This window comes from Arsukibacterium sp. (assembly GCF_036735525.1).
Lineage (GTDB): Bacteria > Pseudomonadota > Gammaproteobacteria > Enterobacterales > Alteromonadaceae > Alishewanella.
Genome location: NZ_DAINOE010000025.1, coordinates 1 through 21,395 on the forward strand (window position 1 = coordinate 1; position 21,395 = coordinate 21,395).

Consider the following 21,395-nt stretch of genomic DNA (forward strand, 5'->3'; position numbering starts at 1 on the left):
TGACTATGCAATGATTGCGCTGACTTTCTAATGCCATAATGGCAAAGAGATCATCCGCCGGCATACGGATATAGCCGCCAGCTGTGGCATCGGCGCCCGGTGGGCAACACCACAGACGTAACAGTGCCATCACATGATCTAACCTTAAGGCACCGGCATAACGCATATTGGCACGGATCAGCTGAATAAAGGGTTCGTAAGCTTTCTGGCGTAATGTCTTAGGGTTAAACGCCAGTAAACCCCAATTTTGGCCTTTGGGCGCCATAATGTCAGGTGGTGCGCCAACACTCAGTTGCATCAGAAAATCTTCAGGTGCTGCCCAGCTTTCCGCACTGTTGCTGTTGGCGCCTACGGCCACATCGCAATACAGGCCTATGGCCATACCTTGCTGCTGGCAGTGGGTTTTTACCTCGGCCAGCTGCTGTTGTGCTAACCATTGCAGATACAACTGCTGGTTAATGGCGTCATGGTGTTCAGCAGCAAACTGCTGCACGGCAACACTGTTCGGATCCTGATATTCGGCCGGGAAATTTTGCCAGCAAGCCAGCTGCATATCGCGTTGAAACATGAAGGCCTGCAACACCTGATAACGTGCCAGTTGCATTAAGCTGGGGTCGCTTTGTGCGATAAACTGGTTAAACTGCTCTGCGCGCTCTGTTTGCTTGGCCAGATGCTGCTGTTTAAAGTGCTGAAATAACAGCGCGGCCATGTCTGCTTTAAGGTTGCTCACAGCATGATAATCGACCTCTGCGGCGGCCCGGCAGCGTTGTAAACGGCTTTGAAAAGACTGACTTTGCAGTAGCTGCTGCGCGCTAGTGCATTCGGCAAATTCTGGGCACTGCTCTAGTGCCACGTAAAGAGTATTGAGCCATAAGCGACTATTTGGGCTGTAGGGGCTGCAATCTTGCGGCAGGCCGGGATACAGCGCATGCAACGGGTTTAGGCCAATAAAATCATTACCCAGAGCTTTTAATGGTGTTACCAAATTTTTTAAATCAGCAAAATCACCGATACCCCAGTTAAGGTGTGAGCGAAGCGCATAAAGTTGAATAGCTGGGCCCATAGTTTTGTGTAACACCGCCTGATCATGTAGTTGGTAACAGCGGGTTGGAGTAATAATTAAACGTTGCTGATGCTGTTGCTGGCCGTCACTGAATTGCCATTGGTGATAACCCTCTGGCAAGGGCAGGTTGATGTGCGGTGCAAACACCAGATACTTGACACCTTGCACAGTGTGCCGCTCAATAACGTCGGCGGCACTCAGCGTAACATCACCACTAAAGGCCTGGCCTTCTTCAGTCATTAACTGCCAGTGCCAGTGGCTGCTGGCACCGGAAGCGGGTAATTGCAGCCGGACAGTAATAGCTTGCCCTTGTGGCGCCACCAGTACCGGTGCCAGCACTTCCTGCCATGGTTGGTTGTGAAGCTGATCAATGTGCTGAGCAATAGCATTGGGGCAGCTCAAATCAAAGCCCATGGCCTTGAGCAAAGCTGTCTGATGCTCAAGCGCTATAACCTCTGTATGACCCTGAGCATGTACATAGCTTTGTTGCAAACCTGCCAGGCTGGCAAGTTGCTTAATTGGTTCCATAGGTCACCTGTAAACTGGCTGAAGGTGCCCCCTTTGCAGGCAGGGCATGAGTATGTTGGCTGCATCGTTGCCGGTATAGGCCTGGCGAGCAGCCTTGCCAGTGTTTAAACGCTTTTTGAAAGCTACTTTGTTCTTCAAAGCCTAATTCAATAGCAATTTGCTGAATACTCAGCACGGGTTGACGTAAATACTGTTTAGCCAGTTGGTGGCGGCACTGCGCCACTAAGCCGCGGAAAGTGCATTGGCTTTGTTGTAATAAACGCTGCAGGCTGCGGCTACTCATATGTAAGGCGGTAGCAGCGTCGGTTAGCCGTGGTGATGCCGGCAGTGTCTGGGCAATATATGCCTGTAGCAAGGCCAGTTGCGGTAAGGCCGAGGCAGCAAGGCCACTAGAGGCAGCGGCCGGCCGGTAAAAGGCTAAAGTCATAGATTTGCTCCGGCTAAGGCAGGCCAGCAAAACCGCTTTTGCTATAGGCTGCCAATAAATGTTATAAGCATAAAACAACGGCGGGTGATTATTAAACCTACTGCATACGTATGCAGTGACAAAAACAGAGGAGTACAGAAGTTAACGGGGTGCAGTGCAGAATATTTTTCAGTAAGCCATTGAATGTAATATATATATTAAAGCTTTGCGCTGTGGCTTATGCATACGTATTCATAAAACTAGCTAAGGTTCATAGCAATTGAGGCGGTTATATCAGTTCTGTTTTAAAAAAGCATTTTGCCAAAGATTCTGATGAGTGGGATCGTTGAAAAACTGCCGCGGCTGCCAGCAACGCGGCAGTAATTTACGCAGGTAGCGTTCTTCACTGTCGGTGTACAGCAGCGCCAGTAGCTCTTTTAACCGCTGTTCGGGCAGCACTTCTAGGTGCAGCCTGGCGGGTTTAAAGTAGAGGTTGTAGCGCACATCAAGGCTAATATCCTGGCCCGTGTTGCGGTATTGCTGTTGGCGGCTTACTACCCGACAGCGAGGCTGCTCTGGCCGGGATGGGTAAAGGGCGTTAACAATTGCAAACTCGTAACGTTGCTGTGGCTTATTCTCTGAGGTTAGCGGTGTAAACACCACACCATAACCTTGTGGAAACAAACCGGTGATGCGCAATAACTGGTCCACCATACGGCCGCTGTATTCACCGCGTTTAGCACCATCACGCATTAATAGAGCTGCCTTAGGCAGTGACTGATAATTAAAACGCTGCCGCCCCGGCAATACCACAGAACTGTATACCTGAGGTACTTTTAATACGCCAATAAGTGCGGGTATTTGTTGGTTCAACATCTGGCTTAACCAATGAAGCCGGTGTTGTTGCTGCTCAAGCGCTTGCTCGCGCTCTTCGCGTTTATTGCTTTTTACCGGCAACAACCCCAGCCCCTGTTTTAGCATATCCTGGCTGGCTCGCTGACAGAGCGCCAGAAATTGCTGACGCTCGACGGGGGTCAGCGAGCGGCTTAAATCATATTGTTTATGCTCGCCGGTAAGAAGTTGCATAGCTACCGGATGCAGTTGCCCCATATCCTGTAACAAAATAGTGATAACTAAGGGCAGCTGAATATGCTGACGATAAGGGCATTGCTCTGGGTTATGCAGCTGACGCTGCTGGTAAGCCTCAAGCACTGTGGGTTCGGATAATTGCTGATGTTGCAGCAAATGGTCCAGTAAGCGCAGGCTAAGTACCGCCCGGTACAAGGGTTTATAAGCAAACTGCATTAATAGTTGTTGGCGTTTTTCGCTACTGGCGGTAATTTGTAAACAGCCCAGAATGCGGGCGCTAAAGGTCAGTGTATCCGCTGTTTGCTGGCCTTCAGACAAATGTAACAGCTGCTCAGCTATATCTAACAGCAGTGTCCAGCGACTTTGCCGTGCCCGCTCGTCGTGCAACTGAGCATCTAAGTAGGCTTCACGTGCTTTGACACTGCTATTCTTATCTACAGTGTTGCCGTGTTGCTGCCAGGCTTGCTCTAAATGCAAATATTGCAAATGTTGCGTCTGGCCTTGCTGATAAAACTGCTGCACTTGCTGATACAGCGAAGGCGCTGTGGGGTGGTATAGCTGCGCCAGCAAGCGGTCAAGTTTGCGCACAAAAGTGGAGTCTTGCGATGCAGCTTTTTTCACAATGGCGCCCAGATAGCTATTAAGCAATTAAGTTGCATAAAATAGCCTGAGTTGCCGCGAATGAAAAGCCTAACTTTAGACTGGTTTTCGCGGCTAGCTGATTTATTGTCAGTCAGGTTTAAACGGGCAATATTTACTCAGGTAAAATTCATGGCCTGAAGCGCTACTGGCATAACTCTGCAGCTGTTGGCGCAGGGCAGTTAAGGTTTTATCAAGATCAACTCCTTGTTTAGCCTGCATCACAGGCGCAAGTTCTGCTGGTAAGGTGCGTTGGCCAGTCAGTACAGCAACCCAGCTTTCTTGTTTGAAGATATCTTTATCTTCGGCTCTTAAGTGGCCATATTGCCGATACAGCGCCAGGCGCTCTGACAGGCTATCAGGAAGAGTCATGTGTTTACAGTATTGCCAGTAGGCGCTGTCTTCACGGTTTGTGGCATGGTAGTGCAGAATAATAAAGTCTCTGATGTATTGGTATTCCGCCTGAGTTAACTGGTTATACTCCTGAATCACGGCGTCATTCATCTGCATGCCGGGAAATAAACTGATAAAACGCATAATGCCACGCTGGATTAGATGTAAGCTGGTCGATTCCAGTGGCTCGAGAAACCCTGCGCTCAGGCCAATAGCCAAACAGTTTTTATGCCAAAACTGATGACGATGGCCGGTTTTAAATCGGATCAAGCGCGGGTCATTCAGCGGCGTGCCGCTAACATCGTTTAACAGCATCTGTTGGGCGGCATCAGTGCTAAGATGTTCACTGCTGAATACATTGCCATTACCCATACGTGTTTGTAATGGTATGCGCCATTGCCAACCTGCCTGATGCGCAATCGATCGGGTATAAGGCCGGATCGACTCGGTCAGTGTGGTTTGCACCGCAACAGCACTGTCGTTTAATAAATACTGCTGCCAGTCAGTAAAGCCAACTTTCAGTGTGTCACCTAATAACAGTGCCCGACTGCCTGAACAATCGATAAAAAAATCAGCGCTGAGCGTACTGCCATCTGCTAAAACTAATGCTTTGATATTGCCTGTCATGGGGTGTTGGGTGACAGCAGTAATCTTACCTTCTTGCCGCACAACGCCTCGTTTTTCTGAATAGCGCCTTAAGAAACCGGCATACCGGCTGGCATCAAAATGATAAGCATAATCATAGCCACTGAAAATTGACCTGGGGTCAGTCGAAGGCGGTGTGAATTTGTTCAGTTTAGCCAGCTGCCAGGCGAGTGAGTATTCCTGAATGGGCAATTTATGCCCCTCAAGCTGGGCTTTAAAAAAGAAATATGGGAAAGGAATATAATCAAAGTCCAGGCCAAAGCGACCAAACTGATGAAAATAGCTATCCCCGGGCTTTGCCCAGTTTTCGAATTGAATGCCGAGTTTTATCGAGCCATTACATTGACGTAAAAACTCGTTTTCATCGATACCCAGCATCATATTGAAGCGCTTTATCGGTGGTATAGTGGCTTCGCCAACACCAATGGTACCTATATCGTCAGACTCAACCAGAGTAAGCTGAACGCTGTTACCCAGTTGCGATGACAACATGGCGGCTGTCATCCAGCCTGCTGAACCACCACCGACAATGACCAGATGCTTCAAAGGCGCTGCATACATAGTTATCCCTTATCAAGGTTTCAGATAATGTACCAAAAAAAAAGCTGCCGCAAACTGTCGGCAGCTTTTAAGGCTTTTTAGCATCAGAACTTAGCGTTAACACCTAAGTAAAACTGACGGCCAAAATATTGCAAAGTACCTGTATTGTACTGAGCTCCAAAGTACGAAATGTTCGGTTCATCCGTCAGGTTACTGACCGAGAACACGCCCTGATAGTTTTCGTTAAATTGGTAAGACGCCTGGAAGTCAACAAGCAACTCGCTTTTGAAAAAAGCTTGTTGCAGCTGACCTAAAGCGACCTGATTACCAACGTAGTCATCGCGATAACGTACGTTGACCCGGGTAGAGAACACATCTTCATAGTCATAGAACAGCGCGCCAGACCACACCACCTTGGATAAACCTGGTAGTGGAGAGGTTTCTTCAATTCCGCCTTGTACTGCAGCAAATGAATTATTTAACTCACTTTCAGTGTATGAAACACTACCACTGAAACCAAGGCCTTTAAAGGCGCCCGGCAGGAAGTTAAATGTTTGAGTGTAGGCTAACTCTGCACCGCGAAGATAACCGCCTTCACCATTGTTAAACTTGGCACTGTAAGCACCTGGCACTACAGGCACCTGAGTAACCGGATCAACCGCTGGCACTGCGATGTTTGCACTGGCGAAGTCGAACTGTTCCTGCGTAAACTGTTGCACAATAGAGCGAATGTCTTTGTAGAACAATGCGGCAACAAAGGCGCCTTCAGTTTCAGTGAAATAGCGCTCATAAGACAAATCATACTGATAAGCATAAAATGGCTTTAAGGCCGGGCTGGAGTTGGCATTAAGGTTAGCTTCACGCTGGTTAGTGATTGGATTTACATCAAAAGACCAGGAGCCGCTGACCCGCATTTCCGGTAAATCCGGACGCGCCATTACTTTAGCTGCGGCAAAACGGAGTTGATCATTATCCGTCAGGCTTAAATTCAGGTTAATCGAAGGCAGTACATCAGTATAAGTAATGCCTTGTTCAACAATATCGTAATTACAGTTGGTGATATTATAATCATCTGTAATACAGTCGCCTGAGCCTGGTACTACAGCAGTTTGCAAACCTGTGCTGCTTTGTTGGGATCTGACCACCCGTACGCCGACATTACCGGTTAAACGTTTTTTTGCCAGCTCTGTATCCAAATTGGCCTGCAAGTAGGCAGAAACTGTCTCTTCTGTGACCAGATTAGATTCAAAGAAGGTCCATGAGTTATCCCAGCTCTTACCGGCACTTGTGTTGACACCCTGACTGGTTAGCCAGGCGTTTTCAATTTGTGCATTGTTAATGGCTAAGAAGTTGGGGTAATGGCTAAAGCGCCCGCCAAGATTCATCACCGAATAATCGCCTGACTGTAACTGATATGGCGGATGTGATTGTCGGATCACCGGGTTATTCGGGTCAGTTAAATCCCAGCTGGTAACCCAACGGCCACTGCGAACACCCAGAAAATCACTGGAGCCATAACGGTACATATTACGATCAAAGTCGTGTGTACGCTCAGACCAACGCACACCAGTCTCAATGGTCGGGAACATCTCATTGTCCAGCTCGTACTGCAGATCAAGCTTGATTGACGAGGCTTTATTTTTTTCGCGGTTAGGATACTTTTCCAGTGCGGTAACCATGGTACGGTTCGGGTCGGATAAGCCTGCCGCTGAGGCCGAATCAATAATAATGGTTGGCAGGGTTAAACCATTTAACTCGTAATACACATCAAAATTATTTGTCGCTAACGGGAAAGCGGCTCTGGCATCATCAAACAGTGCCATCCGCACAACGGTATCCAGGTAATAGGATTTGCCCTGAGAGTGGGACAGATCCAGAGACACCGTTAGCCTGTCCAGATCCCAAGTGAAATTAGTGCCGAGTGACAGAACTTCGCTGTTAACGGTACGGTCATCCGAGGTGGTCTGGAAACCGTAAGGGATGCGACCACCTGGCAATGGTGCCTGCGTCAGGTTGCCACTGCGGTTACCCCAGTAACGGCCGCCAACTATAACGTCCTGGTTAGGGCCTGATAACACCGGGTTAGTGAATTCGAAAGTAGGACCATCCAGCAAGGTACCTAAACCATCGAAGAAAATACCGCGGTCTTTGCGTTCGGAGTCAAACTTAGAGTAGAACGCATCGGCTTTCACCGTCAGGCTGCCTTCCGGTTGAAAGGTTAGGGTACCCATAAAACCGTCACGTATTTCTTTACCACCACGGGCATTTAAATTAAAGCTGGTGGGTACTACATAACGTTTAGCACCACCCTCTACAGCAGTAAGATCGCAATCCACCGGCGAGGTAACAGGTGCTCCATCGAACGGCAGCAAGCCACATCTGGGTTGGGAATTAACAAATTGTGTTGAAATATTTGGTTGGTCCAGCCGGGCGTAGCCTAAACCCAGGCCCAGGGTATTATCTAAAAATTTACCCTGATAAGAAAAACTGAAGCGATTACCAACAGCATCTGTATCCGGGTTAGCACTGGCAATATCGTTGTAACTCAGTCGACCCTGTACGTTAAAGGTATGGTCTTCACTGTTATTTAATGGATTAACAGTACCTAGTTCAATAGTACCGGCTACCCCGCCTTCCAGTAAGGAGGCTTTTTGCGATTTATAAACCCGGACTGAGTTAATTAATTCGGCTGGGAATTGGTCGAATTGGACACTACGCCCGCCCTGGTTAGACACCAGTTCACGGCCATTTAACGTAGCAAATACAAAAATACCGGACAAACCACGGATGTTCAATTCGCTGGACTGGCCGCTGGAGCGTACAGACGTGACACCAGGCAGACGGGTAATAGAATCGGCGATGGAGACATCAGGCAAAGCGCCCATGTCATCTGCAGAAACGGCTTCTACAATAGTGTCCGAGTAGCGCTTTACATTGACTGACTCGATAAGGCTGCGACGGAAACCTTTAATCTGGATAACTTCGACGCTTTCTTCAGCGTTTTCCTGCTCTTCGATTTCCTGAGCTAATGCAGAATAAGATGACATAGCTAAGCCACCAAGCATTAGCGCCAGCGTCAGAGCACTGGGTTTAAACGTTTTCATGTGTGTTCCTCAAACATTAATAGTTGTTGTTTTGAAGACTTCCCTTACAGATGAACGGACTTAATACATTTATTTCAAAGCACCAGCCAGCGATGGCAGATTTCAGGCAACACAGACACACTGCTAACTTTATGCACACCCTTAAGTGATGACAACCTGATGCATACGTATTCATGCTTATATTCTGGTCTATTTTCTATACAAGGGGCCAACTGTTGATTAGATTTAGTAAGTTGATGTCTCTATCAACAGAGTAGGACCGGTTTTTTGTATACCCAACAGGCTTCAGACACACACACATAACGGGGTACAAACGACTTATACTGATAATGCGAATGACAAGGCGCAGAGTCCATTTATTTTAAAAATAGCACCTCAACAATACAATCAAACAAAGTTTGAAGGAGTTATTTGTTATGAGTCTTAAGTTTAAGCCACTTTCGCTGGTGGCGCTGGCAACCTCAGCAGTGCTGTATGGTTGCGGCAGCGACGACCGCATCGAAAAAACTGTGGTCTATGATGACAGTACAAAAACCGGTTTGTGGTGTCAGGCACCACAAATAGTGCAGGTAGTTGATTCTGACTTTTATCCGTTAACGTTTGCTGAGAGAACGGCGCTTAAAAATGCCGCTATGGCTCGTGATGGCTTGAGTTTTGATGACGCAGCCTATAATCCCTATACCTATAATTTTGATGGTATTGATTTATTTGATGTGTTGCCATTAACAAAAGTGGAAGAAGCACGTCAGGTCATTGCCAGAGCCGAAGCGCGCGAATTTAAAATTAATCAGGGCCAACAAGCTATCTTTGGTGATGGCTTTGATGCCTGGTTTGATGGCTGGTTTGCTTCAGTACCTAAAACCGATTATCTTGGTAAGTCTGAGCGTTTAAACAAAGCCAAACGTGGTTTTGAACTGAGTCTCAGTGCCAGTAACAATAATCAGGAAGTCTGCTACACACCACCAGCATCCTGTCCGAATTATCAGATCCCGGACGATTCAGGTCAATATAGCTGTATTACGCCCTTGGATAACCCATTAGCAGATGTGCAGCCTGCAGTAAGCTTTGTTGCCCCTGCAGGGCAGGCGGCGATTTTTTATCGCTCGGCCAGTCATGTCGACAATGGTGACAATACCGAAACCTACCGTGATTTAACTATTCACAGTTGGAACGATGCTAACTGTACTGCTTACAAAGATGACAGCACCACCGATTGGGGACAGGGTAAGCCATCAACAGGCATTGACCCTTACTACGGTATGTACTGGGTATTGAATCTGGCAGACAGTCCGGATCAATGCGGTAACATTATCGTGTATAACAGAGTCACTGGCAGTAAACGTGTTTCTGAAGCTGATTTACGGTTACCATTAGCAAATGCTGGCGTGTTGGCTAACCTGGATAAAATGTCCTACTTACAGGATGGCGTGCGGGTTAACAACATCGATGGTAATTTCTATGCTAACCAGCATCCATTATTGGGTGCTGCAGCTGGCGGAGTCAAGTCCTGCGGCTGGGGAACCGAGTTGGACAGTACCGGTGAGCTTTGTGTTGGCCAGTCTCTAGACAATCAGTGTCCGACAGGCACAGTTGCTGTTGGTGTGGGACAGGAAGAAATTGCTTCTAAATGTATCCCACTGTTCAACCCGGCAGAAACCACACTGTACCTTCGCGGTGGCTTTAATGACTGGGGTACCGGCAATCAGTTTAGTTACGATAGTGGCAAATTCCGTTTAAACCTGAGCTATGGAGACCATCCGACGGGCGCCAGTGCCGGTGAAGATGGTACGGTAAATTATGGTTTTAAAGTGGCCGATGCGGACTGGGCTGAAGCCTCAACCTTTGGTGGTATTAAAGGTGGTGAGCTGCCAGGGGTTGGTAAAACTGTAGAGTTGACTGCAGGTAATGGTGTTGGACAGGATATGTTTATTACCCTGGCTGAAAACACTATTTACCAATATGTAGTTGATGCGACGACACCGGAAGCCGTGACGCTGAAAATTGATGAAGTGCCATTAGCCGTATTCCCTGTGATGACCATAGATGGTGAGCCAACGGAACTGGTTTATAGTGGTTCCGGCAAGTTCAGTGCCAGGGTAAACCTGCAACCGGATAGCTATAGCATTACCATAGCTGACACGGCAGCGGATTTTGCAGTTGGTGCCGGGGCAGATCCACTGCTGCAGTTAAATGAGCCTTATGCACTGCAGGAAGAGGGTGGCGCGCTAAGTTTAATGGTTACCGATGAAAACGAATATGATTTCGTATTAGATTTGTCTGATGTCGAAGCGCCGCTATTTACTGTTATTCCAGGCAAGCCGCTGGGGAATGTGGCGGTATTTATTCGTGGTTCATTGAATGGCTGGGGCGCACCGGCTTCGGATGAAATTCAATATGATGATGCCAGTCGTACCTACTCAGTGTTATATGGCCTGGAAGCTTCAGAAAACGCATATCAGTTCAAGTTTGCCAGTGAAGACTGGTCAACTGTTGATCTCGGTTATGCCGCGTTTGATATGTCTGAAGATGACAATGCCATCCCACTGACTAATGTGGGCGGTAATATCGGTATTGTGGTGGATAAATCCAGTTCTTATTTATTTGAACTGAATTATGCTGCGGCAAGACCGGTACTGAAAGTATCAGAGCTGCCGATTTATATTCGTGGTGGCATGAATAGCTGGGGCAGTGCTAATCAGTTAATGTTCCGTACCAGTAGCGTTGATAACACTAATGAGTCTGGTCATGTTTACTCCAGTACTATTATGTTAGCCGCTGATAACGTGTTCTTTAAAGTGGCGACGGATGACTGGGCAACCATTAACCTGGGAGCACCTACGGATGACGGCCTGGCTATTTCAGTGGGCCAGGAAGTAGAGCTGTTTAGTACTAATGGTAACCTGTCGATTAACCCAGCGATGGCCGGTGAATATAACTTTATATTTAACGAGCGGGCCAAGACCCTGGTAGTTGAACCTGCAGGAAATTAAGTTATTACAGTAGTCAATAATAACGCCGGTCTTGATGACCGGCGTTATTATTTTGAGCTAAGTATACCCGGAGAAATACATGAAAGCGTCTGGCTTAAAAAATCAGCTGTTTCTGGTGATTGCCTTGTGTTTGCCATTTTTGTTACTGGCGATAGCAGAAGGGGCTCTGCGGCTGCTTAACTATGGTGATGCATATCCGTTATTTATTCCTTCCCCGGCCAATGAAGCCTATCTGCAAACGAATCCACAGGTTATAAAGCGTTATTTTCCGCCAGGACAGGCTCCGGCTGTCAGTCCGGATACAGTGTTGTTCAAAGCCAGTAAACCGGCAAACAGTTTCCGGATAGTGATACAAGGCGAATCGACTGCGGCCGGTTTTCCTTATGGTCGCTGGGGATCATTACAAGGCATGTTGGAGCAGCGTTTTAAACGTGAGTATCCCGACCATCAGATCGAAATTATTAATACTGCTATGGCTGGCGTGACCAGTTACACCATGCTTGATTTGGCGCATGATATTTCTGCTGTGCAACCCGATTTAGTGCTTATTTACGCCGGTCATAATGAATACCTTGGTGTATTTGGTGTTGGGTCTGCCATTTCTGCGGCAGGCAATGGCGCCATTACCCGTTGGCAGATCCGTCTTAAAAAATTACGGTTGTATCAACTGTTAGAACGCACGTTATTCTCATCATCAGAGGTGCTGACTGTTGATAGTGGTGCCGCTAAAACCTTAATGGCTAAAGTGGCTGCAGGCCAGCATATTGAAATGGATAGTCCCTTATATCATAAAGGGCTGGCTCAGTATCGGCGTAACCTGAAGCAGCTGTTAACACATTATCAGCGTCAGCAGATCCCGGTGTTGTTGGGCGATTTGATTAGTAATGAGCGGGATTTACCACCCTTTTCAGCAGTGCAATTTCTAAACTGGCCTGAGTTGAAACAGCAGTTAAGCCAGCAGCAGCTAGCAGAGTCGCAGCTCCTGGAGTTAAGGCGCCGACTGCAAAATGATAAAGCCGGCCATTACTATTTAACAGGCTTGCTGGCATTGCAGCAAGGCGACGTCAGCACTGCGCAACAAGCATTTAAACAAGCCAGAGATTTTGACACCTTAAGATTTCGTGCGCCATCAGCTTTTAATCAGGTCGTCGCTGAGTTATCACAGCAATCCGGTGTCAGCAAGGTCGCGGTTGAACAGGCGTTCCGGCAACACTCAGCACAACAACTGATTGGCAATACCCTGTTGCTGGAACATGTACACCCGAATGTAGATGGTTATTTTTTACTGGCCGAACAATTTTATCAGGCAATAGTAAGTTCAGGGCTGCTGGGGCAGCCAACGCAACGAGTCAGTTTAACTACTGCCCGGCAAGATGTGCTGTTAAGTGAGTTAGATATTGGTTATGCCACACTGAAAATAGCGAACTTAGTCAACCAATATCCTTTTGTATCGGAAGCAAATCCGCTACCTCCGTTGCAGGCTGACGCGATGATGGCGTCGTTCATTATGAAAAGAGTTCAGGGCGGGGATTGGGTGCAGCTGCAGCAGCAGTTGCTTAATCATTATCGTCAGCAAGGCGAGTGGCTTAAAGCTGCAAAACTGGCCGCCAGTCTGGCGGATGCTATGCCCTATCATCCGGCAGTAATGAGTTTGGCTGCTAATTTGTACTTTCAGGCGGAGGAGTTGATGCTGGCGAGCTACTACTTCCGCAGAGCTATTCCTTTAACGCCAGACAATGTGTCTGACAAATTAAATTTGGCGCATGTGTATTATTTGCAATCTCACTTTCAACAAAGCATGGAGTTATTACTCGAGGTACAACTACAGCAGCCACATTACCCGCAATTGGATGCCTTTATTCAGCGGGTGCAAACTGCGCTAGCAGAACATGCAGGTTAGGCAGCAATATGCGTTATGCATTCGTATTCATCAAAAATCTGTAGCTAAAGCAACTATAGTGGTTGATGCATTTATAAGCATAATTAAAAAGGTTCCAACATGCAAAACTTCAAGACAAAGGGTAGATGGTTGGCTGTTGTACTCACGGGTTGGCTATTGTCAGCTTGTGGTGGCGATAGCTCCTCAATAAAAAGTTGCCCACAGGGGCAAACATACTCAACACAAACGCAGGCTTGTGTTGCGATACCAAATACACCGCCAGTGTTGACCTCTGCGGGCCAATTTACTGTTAGCAGTGATGTGGAAAACGGTACTCTGGTTTATACCGCAACGGCGACAGACGCCAACAACGATTCGATCACTTTTTCATTAACGGATCCGCGTAATATCTTTAGCATTAATAGCAGCAGCGGTGCAGTGACTGTGACCAATGCTTCAGCCTTAGCGGCTGCAGCGCCTTCTTACACTATTACTATTACCGCGAATGATGGCCGTCAGGGCGTCGCTAATCGGACAGTGACGGTCAATATCGAGCTGGTCCAGACGGGTATTCAACCCTCAGTAACACCGGCCGGGAATCAGGCGGTCATTTATTACTACCGGCAGGATTCAGATTACGATGGCTGGATACTGCATGCCTGGAATAATGAAGAATGTAACGCCTATGCTGATTATGCAGATAATGGTGGCACTGAATGGGAAACTGGTCTGGCTCCGAGCGGTCTGGATGAAAACTTCGGTGTCTACTGGCTGTTTGAGATAAAAAGTGCGGCCAGCTGCGCCAACTACATAGTGCATAAAGGCAACGATAAAGATCCGGATGACAATGATCAAAAACTGGATTTAAGTACTGACCGCTGGGCCTTTTTAGTTTCTGGCATAGGTATTTTTTACGCACCTGAAGATGTTGAGTTTACCGCCCCCTTTGCACCAACCCAAGCGTCAGCGCATTGGATTGATACACACACCTTAGTGTGGAATGGCAGTGGCACTGATGTGCGTCTGATGTATTCTGAAGATGCCAGCTTAGCTTCGGCATTCAGTTCTGCAGGCTTTATCAGTTTAACAGCGAGCAGCCTGACTAGTGCTCAACAGCAACTGGTGCCTCATTTAGCAAGTTGGAATGCTTACCAGTTCGAAGCCGAGCCAGAGTTATTACGCACTTTAGTCAAGAGCCAGTTGGCGGTTGCAGAATTTGATAGTGAGCAAGAACCGGTCAGAGCAACCTATGTACAAACGGCTAAAGCGCTGGATGCCCTGTATACACGTGGCGACGATGATGCGGATGAAGCTGAACTGGGCATTCGTTATGATGGTGACGTCATTCATGTTGCGGTGTGGGCGCCTAGTGCGAAAACGCTGAAACTGAATGTTTATAATGCGGCTAAAACCAGAGTGGCTTCCTATCCGATGACAGAAAACACGGACAGCGGTGTCTGGCATTACCAGGGAACTCAGGCATTAGATCGACAATTTTATCGTTTTGAAATAGAGGTTTATCATCCTCTGACCAGGCGAATTGAAGTTATCGAAGCTACCGATCCCTATTCTGTGAATACATCGACCAATGGCCGGTTTTCTCAGTTTGTAAATCTAACTGATGCCGATTTAAAGCCGGCAGGATGGGATGCCAGAGTGGTGCCGGTGCTTGCTGCTGTAGAAGATGCGGTGTTACTTGAGGCTCATGTCCGTGATTTCAGTATCTTTGATGCGACGACCTCTGCCGCGGCCCGAGGAAAATACATGGCCTTTACCGAAGTCAGTTCGGATGCCAATAAAAATCTGCAACGTTTGGCCGAAGCAGGTGTGACCCATTTACACTTACTGCCGTTTAATGATTTAGCCAACATTGAAGAAAGTGCAGCTAACCGTATTGATTTGCAGAATACCGTTGCTGAACTGTGTGCCCGGGTAGCTTCAGCACCTGTTTGCGGGGTAGAAAGTGGTGCTGCAACCCTACTCAGTGTATTCCAAAGTTACGATCCTGCCTCTGGTGATGCTTATAAACTGGTTGATGCGATGCGCGGTTTAGATGGTTTTAACTGGGGATATGATCCGCACCACTTTAATGTTATTGAAGGTAGTTATGCTTCAAACCCTGATGGTGTGCAGCGTATCATTGAGTTCCGGCAGATGGTGCAGGCTGTGCAGAGCAGTGGGCTGCAAATAGTAATGGACGTGGTGTATAACCATACTGCTTCTTCAGGGCTATTTGATAATTCCGTGTTTGATAAACTGGTACCTGGTTATTATCACCGTTACAACGAAGTCACCGGCATTATTGAGCGTTCAACCTGTTGCGAAAATACCGCTTCAGAACACCGGATGATGGCTAAGTTTGTGATTGACTCTTTAGTGCACTGGGTAGAGCACTATGGCATCAATGGTGTACGTTTTGACGTCATGGGCCATATGCCAGCTGATTTGATCCTTGCCGGGCGTGAGGCGGTGCAACAAATTGATGCCAATAATTATTTCTATGGTGAAGGCTGGAATTTTGGCGAGGTAGCCAACAACCGTTTGTTTACACAAGCTACCCAGTATAACCTGGCAGGTTCAAAAATAGGTACATTTAATGACAGGCCACGTGATACCATCCGTGCTGCAGCTTTATCACAACAGAACGTTAATTTAAGTAGTGCTGATCATATCCGGCTGGGTATGGCGGGCACCTTGCAAAACTATGAATTACGCGATAAAGATGGCCAGCGCCGCAAAGGGATAAATTTCAGTCAGTCTTCTTATGCGCTGACCCCGGCAGATATCATCAATTATGTCGATAAGCATGATAATGAAACCTTATGGGACGCGTTGCAGTACGCATTACCTAATGATATGCAGGTGGAAGACCGGGTCAGGCTGCATTTATTGTCGGCTGCGATCCCTATCATGAGTCAGGGGATTCCATTTTTCCAGTTAGGTTTGGATCAGTTACGTTCTAAATCTATGGACCGTAATAGCTTTGATTCTGGCGACTGGTTTAATGCTGTGCGTTATGATGGTATTAACAATAATTGGAATGTCGGTTTACCGCGTATTGGAGACAACCCTAATCAGTCACTGATCGGTAGCATTTCGGCTAATCCCAATATTGCTGTGAGTTCTGCTGATATTTATCTGGCTCAGCAGGTGTTTGCCGAGTTTTTAAATATTCGCCGCGATAGTCCGTTGTTCCGATTAACCAGCGAGCAAGCTGTGCTCAGACGTGTTGGCTTCCATAATACCGGCCCGGTACAGATACCTGGCGTCATTGTAAAGAGCATTGATGATGGTATTGGTCAGTCTGATCTGGACCCGGCTCAAGATGCGATAGTGGTGGTGGTCAATGGCACAGCAGCTACTGTTACGCCAAGAGTGGCGGCAGCATCTGGGTTTTCTCTGCATCCGGTGCAGCAAGCATCGGCTGATAGTCGGGTTCAGCAAGCCAGCTTTAGTATGGTTGACGGCGAAGGGCAGTTCAGTGTGCCAGCCTATACTGTGGCGGTGTTTGTTAAACCACAAGTCGGGGCTCAGGGTGTTGGTTTGCCGGCTGATCCTGATTTTGTTCCATCCCCCTTTGGCGAGGCTGTCCTCTATGCTGAAGGTTTAACGGCGCAGCCAGCGGAAATGCAATATGACGGCAGTGGTAACTATACCGTTGGCGTTACCCTGACCTCTGGTGCTTATCAGTTCAGTATCAGTGATCTGGCTGACATTGAGTTGAATTTTGCTGATGTGGTGGCCGCCGATGAAACCATAAACTTTAGCGCTGCAGAGAATGGCCAGATTGCATTTAATGCTGCTGCCAATGGTACTTATCTGATTAGCCTGAATGTCGCAGGCGCAGACTATAAGCTGGCCATTCAGCTGCAAAATGAGTTGGTAGCTTGTCAGTTAGCAGACAGTGCTGAAGCGCCACCTTTTGCTATCGCCGGGGGCGGCAGCTTGTTTGTGCGGGGTAGTCATTCTGGTTGGAACCCAATGCCAGAGTTTCGCATGAGCTATAAAGGTGAAAACCGTTATCAGGCCGTCGCTGAATTTGATGGCGAGTTTGAGTTCAAGCTTGCATCCGATGATGGCAGCTGGACCACCCAACTATGGGTGCAGCAGGATAATGGCCAGATTGATACCAGCACCTTACAGGTTGGCATTGATTACAATGTTGCTTACAACGATGCGGGTACCAACAATAATCGTACCTCACTGGTTGCCGGCACCTATAGTTTCCTGCTGACACTGAACAGTGCTAACCCTGCCAGAGGGGCCAACGTTGGCTCCCTGGTCATTGAGCAATGCCTTGCAGATTAACCTAAGACCAGCAGCCAGGTTGTAAGACCTGGCCTGGATAACAAAAATGGCAGTCGTGATGACTGCCATTTTTTTGCATTTAACGGCTGAGTTGTTGCAACAACAGCTCTGCTTCTGGCGGGACATTGTTGGTCAGTAAAGCACGATGCAGATAATGACGGGCTTCAGCTTGGCGTTTTGCCTGCATTAAAATCTGTGCCGCCTGCACATTAGCGATACCGTCGTGCGGTAAGGCATCAGCAATAATCTTCAGCGTTTTAAGCAACATATCACCATCTTTTTGCTGATGATAATAGCGGGCCATTTGCTGTTGCATGCTTAACCAATCCAGTTGACCTTGCACATAAGCGCTGGCTAATTGACCAGCAATATCAGTCGCCTTTGGGAATTGCACCTCCACAGGGCTGGCCCTGAACGGATAGTCTGCAGTAAGTTGCAAGATCCGCAATGCACCGGCTTCCTCTTCCGCTGGCGTCAGCGGTCGTTCTTGCCATGCCAGTGCCGGTGGAACCGGTTTGGGCCAGCGGCCAAAGGCTTGTTGCTGATATAGTGCCAGGTAAAAGCTGTCCGCGATTAAAAAGTAGCCCTGAACATTAGGGTGCAGGTGTTCCAGCATCAGTTCCCGGCCAATTAAGCCATGGGGGGAATGGGCGACAAAGGCTGCTTCACTATCTACCAAAATGGCGTTAAAGCTGTCTGCCAGGCTGGTGATGAGTCTGTTAATGGCCAGCGGTGCCCGGAATCGCAGTAAATCGTGCTCCCTTGCCTGAACGAAATGGTTTTTTGCTGCGGCTATCTGATCTTGCTGCCGATACCATTGCGCTAGCTGATAATGCAGCATGGCATGGCCGCTGGCGTTCGCTTCAGCGGCTAAGGCGCTGGCCAGCGCATCTTGCGCGGCTGCCGGCTCCAGCTGTGTCAGTTGGTGTAACTGCTGCTGTTGCGTTGTGCTAAGAGGCGCACTTTCAAAGGGGGCTTGGTCAGCCAGATTACTGGCAATGGTGCTGATGTAGACCGGTATGCCAGCCGCCTGGTAATGGGCTAATAGTTGACTCATATTAAAGGTAAATTGTGTTAAGCCTGCTTTATAGGTGGCTGAATGAAGTGCTATGTGTTTATCACGTGCGACTTTGGCCATAAAGGTGCGGCTGTTATCAGCAGGTTCAGCTGGTTTAGCAGCTGTTTTTAGCTGATAAAAGCCTTGTTCCAGCAGCTGTACAGTGCGCAGTTGCCGCAGTGCTAGCAGCCAGCGACTTAGCCGGGGTGATGAGGTGGCGATATAATTCGAGCCAACGCCAAGCAAACCCAGATATTCATTGTGGCCGGCGTAGATCAAAACGGCATCAGGCTGTAACGCAATAATCTCATCAGCAAAGTCGAGCAGTGTGTAGCTGTTGACGGCCGACAAGGCGGTGTTAATCACTTCGATGTGGCGCTCCGGAAAGGTGCGGCGTAAGCGCTGCTCTAACATGCCGGCAATAGATGCTCCTAATCCATAGGGGTAACCTGCTGCAGTGGAGCCTCCTTGCACCAGGATCCGGATCCCCTGCTCGGGTTTTTGTGCAAGCACAAAACTTGGCTCCAATTCTACCCTGGGCACCTGTGCTCCGGCTGGAAAATAGCGTTGGACTATCTGTGCTTCGGTCACCAAATAAGCCGGATTGGCCGGATTAGGTTTAAACAAAGGCAGTGGCTGTACCGGAAACAATTGGCGCAGACTGATTTCCATTAATAATAAAATCAACAACGGCAGACAAAGGGCAATAAGCCGGAATAGCCAGATTCTCATGTTACAGTTCTCTTTAGGGCTGAGGTCTTTGCGTGCGAAGGTTATGTCAGGCAACGCTTTGCTATGCACGTTAACTTAAGCCTTGACTGGCAGCAAGTTTTGGCGCATTTGCACTATCGGTTACTGCTAAATCGGGTTACTTTATGGCTATTCGAACCTCACAGACTGGCCTATGCGCTACATTCTCGGACTTTCCTGCTATTACCACGACAGCGCCGCCTGCCTGCTGGTCGATGGTGTTATTGTTGCCGCGGCCCAGCAAGAACGCTTTAGCCGTATTAAGCATGATGCGGCTTTTCCAACGGATGCTATCCGCTATTGCCTGCAGGAGGCGGGTATTAGCCTCACTGAACTCAGTGCTGTGGTGTTTTATGACAAGCCACTATTAAAATTTGAGCGTTTGCTGGAAACCTATCTGGCTTATACGCCACGTGGCTTTCGCTCCTTTCTGGCGGCGATGCCGATCTGGTTAAAGGAAAAGCTGTATTTAAAAACCATACTGCGCCGAGAGTTGCGAGCCCTGGCAGGCCTGGAGCGTAAAGGAGCCTTACCCCCCTTACTGTTTAGCCAGCATCATCAGGCGCATGCCGCCTCGGCATTTTACCCCAGCCCTTATCAAGAAGCGGCGGTGATCTGCCTGGATGGTGTCGGCGAGTGGGCGACCTCTACTATCTGGCATGGCAAAGATAATAGCCTGACGCCGCTGCTCGAGCTGCAATTCCCACATTCACTGGGTTTATTGTATTCGGCTTTTACCTATTATTGCGGATTTAAGGTGAACTCAGGTGAGTACAAGCTAATGGGGCTGGCTCCATACGGCGAGCCGCGCTTTGTCGATATTATTTTTCGAGAGCTGATCACAGTAAAAGACGACGGCAGCTTTGCGTTAAATATGGATTATTTTGCCTATCCGGTAGGCTCACGAATGATTAGCAAAAAATTTGCGCAATTATTTGGTGCACCGCCGCTGCCCCCGGACCAGACGCCAAGCCAACTTTATCTGGATTTAGCCAGCTCTGTGCAGCAAGTGACTGAGCTCATTGTGTTAAAGATTGCCCGGCACGCCCAGCAATTAACCGGCGCTAGCAAGTTGTGCTTAGCCGGTGGTGTCGCGCTAAACTGTGTCGCTAATGGCCGCTTATTGCGCGAAGGGCCTTTTAGCGATATCTGGATCCAGCCTGCCGCCGGTGATGCCGGCGGTGCCTTAGGGGCCGCTATGCTGGTCTGGCATCAGTATTTTGACCAGCCACGTCACACTGACGAGCAACAAGACCAAATGCAAGGCGCTTATCTGGGGCCGGCTTATAGTCAGGAGGACATTTGCCAGTTGCTTGATGCGCAGCAGATCCCCTATCAACAACTTAGCGATGATAAGTTATACCCCGTTGTTGCCAGTTTATTGGCACAGGGTAATGTGGTGGGCTGGTTTCAGGGACGGATGGAGTTTGGGCCCAGGGCTTTAGGTAACCGCTCCATTTTAGCCGATGCCAGAAGCACGGAAATGCAAAGTGTGCTTAACCTCAAAATAAAACAGCGTGAATCATTCCGGCCTTTTGCGCCGGCAGTGCTGGCCGGGCAGGCCAACAACTTCTTTGAGCTTGATGGCGAAAGCCCCTATATGCTGCTGGTGGCGAAACTGAAGCCTGAACTGTGCCTGAAACCGGCACAGTCTGGCACTGGCCTAGCGCGACTGGCGCAGCAACGCTCCAGCCTGCCGGCTATTACGCATATTGATTACAGTGCCCGGGTGCAAACCGTTAGCCAGCAGACGAACCCGGAGTTTTATCGTTTATTGCACAGCTTTGGCCAGCTCACCGCAACCCCGGTACTAATTAATACGTCTTTTAATGTGCGTGGCGAACCACCTGTGTGTAGCCCGAATGATGCGCTGCAGGGTTTTTTAGCCACTGATATGGATTATCTGGTGATGGGGCAGTGTTTATTAGCAAAAGCGGCGCAACATCCGGCAGCGCTGGCTGCTGCCAGGCAGCGCAGTTTTGCCGCGGATTAGCCGACAAAGGA

At 48.4% G+C, this 21,395-nt stretch carries 10 protein-coding genes; 4 read left to right on the forward strand and 6 right to left on the reverse strand.

Annotated features, from left to right (window positions below; translation table 11 throughout):
- The 5 genes from malQ to V7D78_RS06890 form a co-directional block, all read right to left on the reverse strand.
- On the reverse strand, positions 1-1,591 hold a 1,591-nt coding region (gene malQ / locus V7D78_RS06870), incomplete at its 3' end, for a 4-alpha-glucanotransferase (protein ID WP_333607702.1).
- On the reverse strand, positions 1,578-2,018 hold the full coding sequence (locus tag V7D78_RS06875; protein ID WP_333607703.1) for a helix-turn-helix transcriptional regulator: 441 nt from the start codon (positions 2,016-2,018) through the stop codon (positions 1,578-1,580). The genes V7D78_RS06875 and malQ, both read right to left, overlap by 14 nt.
- Positions 2,019-2,291: 273 nt before the next feature.
- Positions 2,292-3,707 (reverse strand): hypothetical protein, encoded by a 1,416-nt coding sequence (locus tag V7D78_RS06880; protein WP_333607704.1) that lies wholly within the window; start codon positions 3,705-3,707, stop codon positions 2,292-2,294.
- Between the two features lie 108 nt (positions 3,708-3,815).
- A complete protein-coding gene (locus tag V7D78_RS06885; RefSeq protein WP_333607705.1) occupies positions 3,816-5,324 on the reverse strand; it encodes a tryptophan halogenase family protein in 1,509 nt (502 codons plus the stop codon).
- A gap of 83 nt (positions 5,325-5,407) precedes the next feature.
- Entirely contained in the window at positions 5,408-8,407 is a 3,000-nt protein-coding gene (locus tag V7D78_RS06890; RefSeq protein WP_333607706.1) for a TonB-dependent receptor, read from the reverse strand.
- Between the two features lie 416 nt (positions 8,408-8,823).
- Between V7D78_RS06890 and V7D78_RS06895 the strand changes: the two genes are divergently transcribed.
- From V7D78_RS06895 to V7D78_RS06905, 3 genes are all read left to right on the forward strand, one after another.
- A complete protein-coding gene (locus V7D78_RS06895; RefSeq protein WP_333607707.1) occupies positions 8,824-11,397 on the forward strand; it encodes a hypothetical protein in 2,574 nt (857 codons plus the stop codon).
- A gap of 79 nt (positions 11,398-11,476) precedes the next feature.
- Positions 11,477-13,297 (forward strand): hypothetical protein, encoded by a 1,821-nt coding sequence (locus V7D78_RS06900; protein WP_333607708.1) that lies wholly within the window; start codon positions 11,477-11,479, stop codon positions 13,295-13,297.
- Between the two features lie 300 nt (positions 13,298-13,597).
- Positions 13,598-17,584, forward strand: a complete 3,987-nt coding sequence (locus V7D78_RS06905) for an alpha-1,6-glucosidase domain-containing protein (RefSeq protein ID WP_333607709.1) — start codon at positions 13,598-13,600, stop codon at positions 17,582-17,584.
- 79 nt (positions 17,585-17,663) lie between these two features.
- Here the strand turns inward: V7D78_RS06905 and V7D78_RS06910 are convergent, their stop codons facing one another.
- Entirely contained in the window at positions 17,664-19,373 is a 1,710-nt protein-coding gene (locus tag V7D78_RS06910) for an SGNH/GDSL hydrolase family protein (protein WP_333607710.1), read from the reverse strand.
- Positions 19,374-19,545: 172 nt separating this feature from the next.
- Between V7D78_RS06910 and V7D78_RS06915 the strand changes: the two genes are divergently transcribed.
- Complete coding sequence (locus V7D78_RS06915; RefSeq protein WP_333607711.1) at positions 19,546-21,384, forward strand: carbamoyltransferase family protein; 1,839 nt, start codon at positions 19,546-19,548, stop codon at positions 21,382-21,384.
- The last annotated feature ends 11 nt before the right edge of the window (positions 21,385-21,395 follow it).

What these genes read in the sequence shown, in the direction of transcription:
- V7D78_RS06910 (WP_333607710.1), bottom strand. Translation starts at nt 19,373, where the DNA reads ATGAGAATCTGGCTATTCCGGCTTATTGCCCTTTGTCTGCCGTTGTTG.
- V7D78_RS06890 (WP_333607706.1), bottom strand. Translation starts at nt 8,407, where the DNA reads ATGAAAACGTTTAAACCCAGTGCTCTGACGCTGGCGCTAATGCTTGGT.
- V7D78_RS06900 (WP_333607708.1), top strand. Translation starts at nt 11,477, where the DNA reads ATGAAAGCGTCTGGCTTAAAAAATCAGCTGTTTCTGGTGATTGCCTTG.
- V7D78_RS06885 (WP_333607705.1), bottom strand. Translation starts at nt 5,324, where the DNA reads ATGTATGCAGCGCCTTTGAAGCATCTGGTCATTGTCGGTGGTGGTTCA.
- V7D78_RS06895 (WP_333607707.1), top strand. Translation starts at nt 8,824, where the DNA reads ATGAGTCTTAAGTTTAAGCCACTTTCGCTGGTGGCGCTGGCAACCTCA.
- V7D78_RS06915 (WP_333607711.1), top strand. Translation starts at nt 19,546, where the DNA reads ATGCGCTACATTCTCGGACTTTCCTGCTATTACCACGACAGCGCCGCC.
- V7D78_RS06875 (WP_333607703.1), bottom strand. Translation starts at nt 2,018, where the DNA reads ATGACTTTAGCCTTTTACCGGCCGGCCGCTGCCTCTAGTGGCCTTGCT.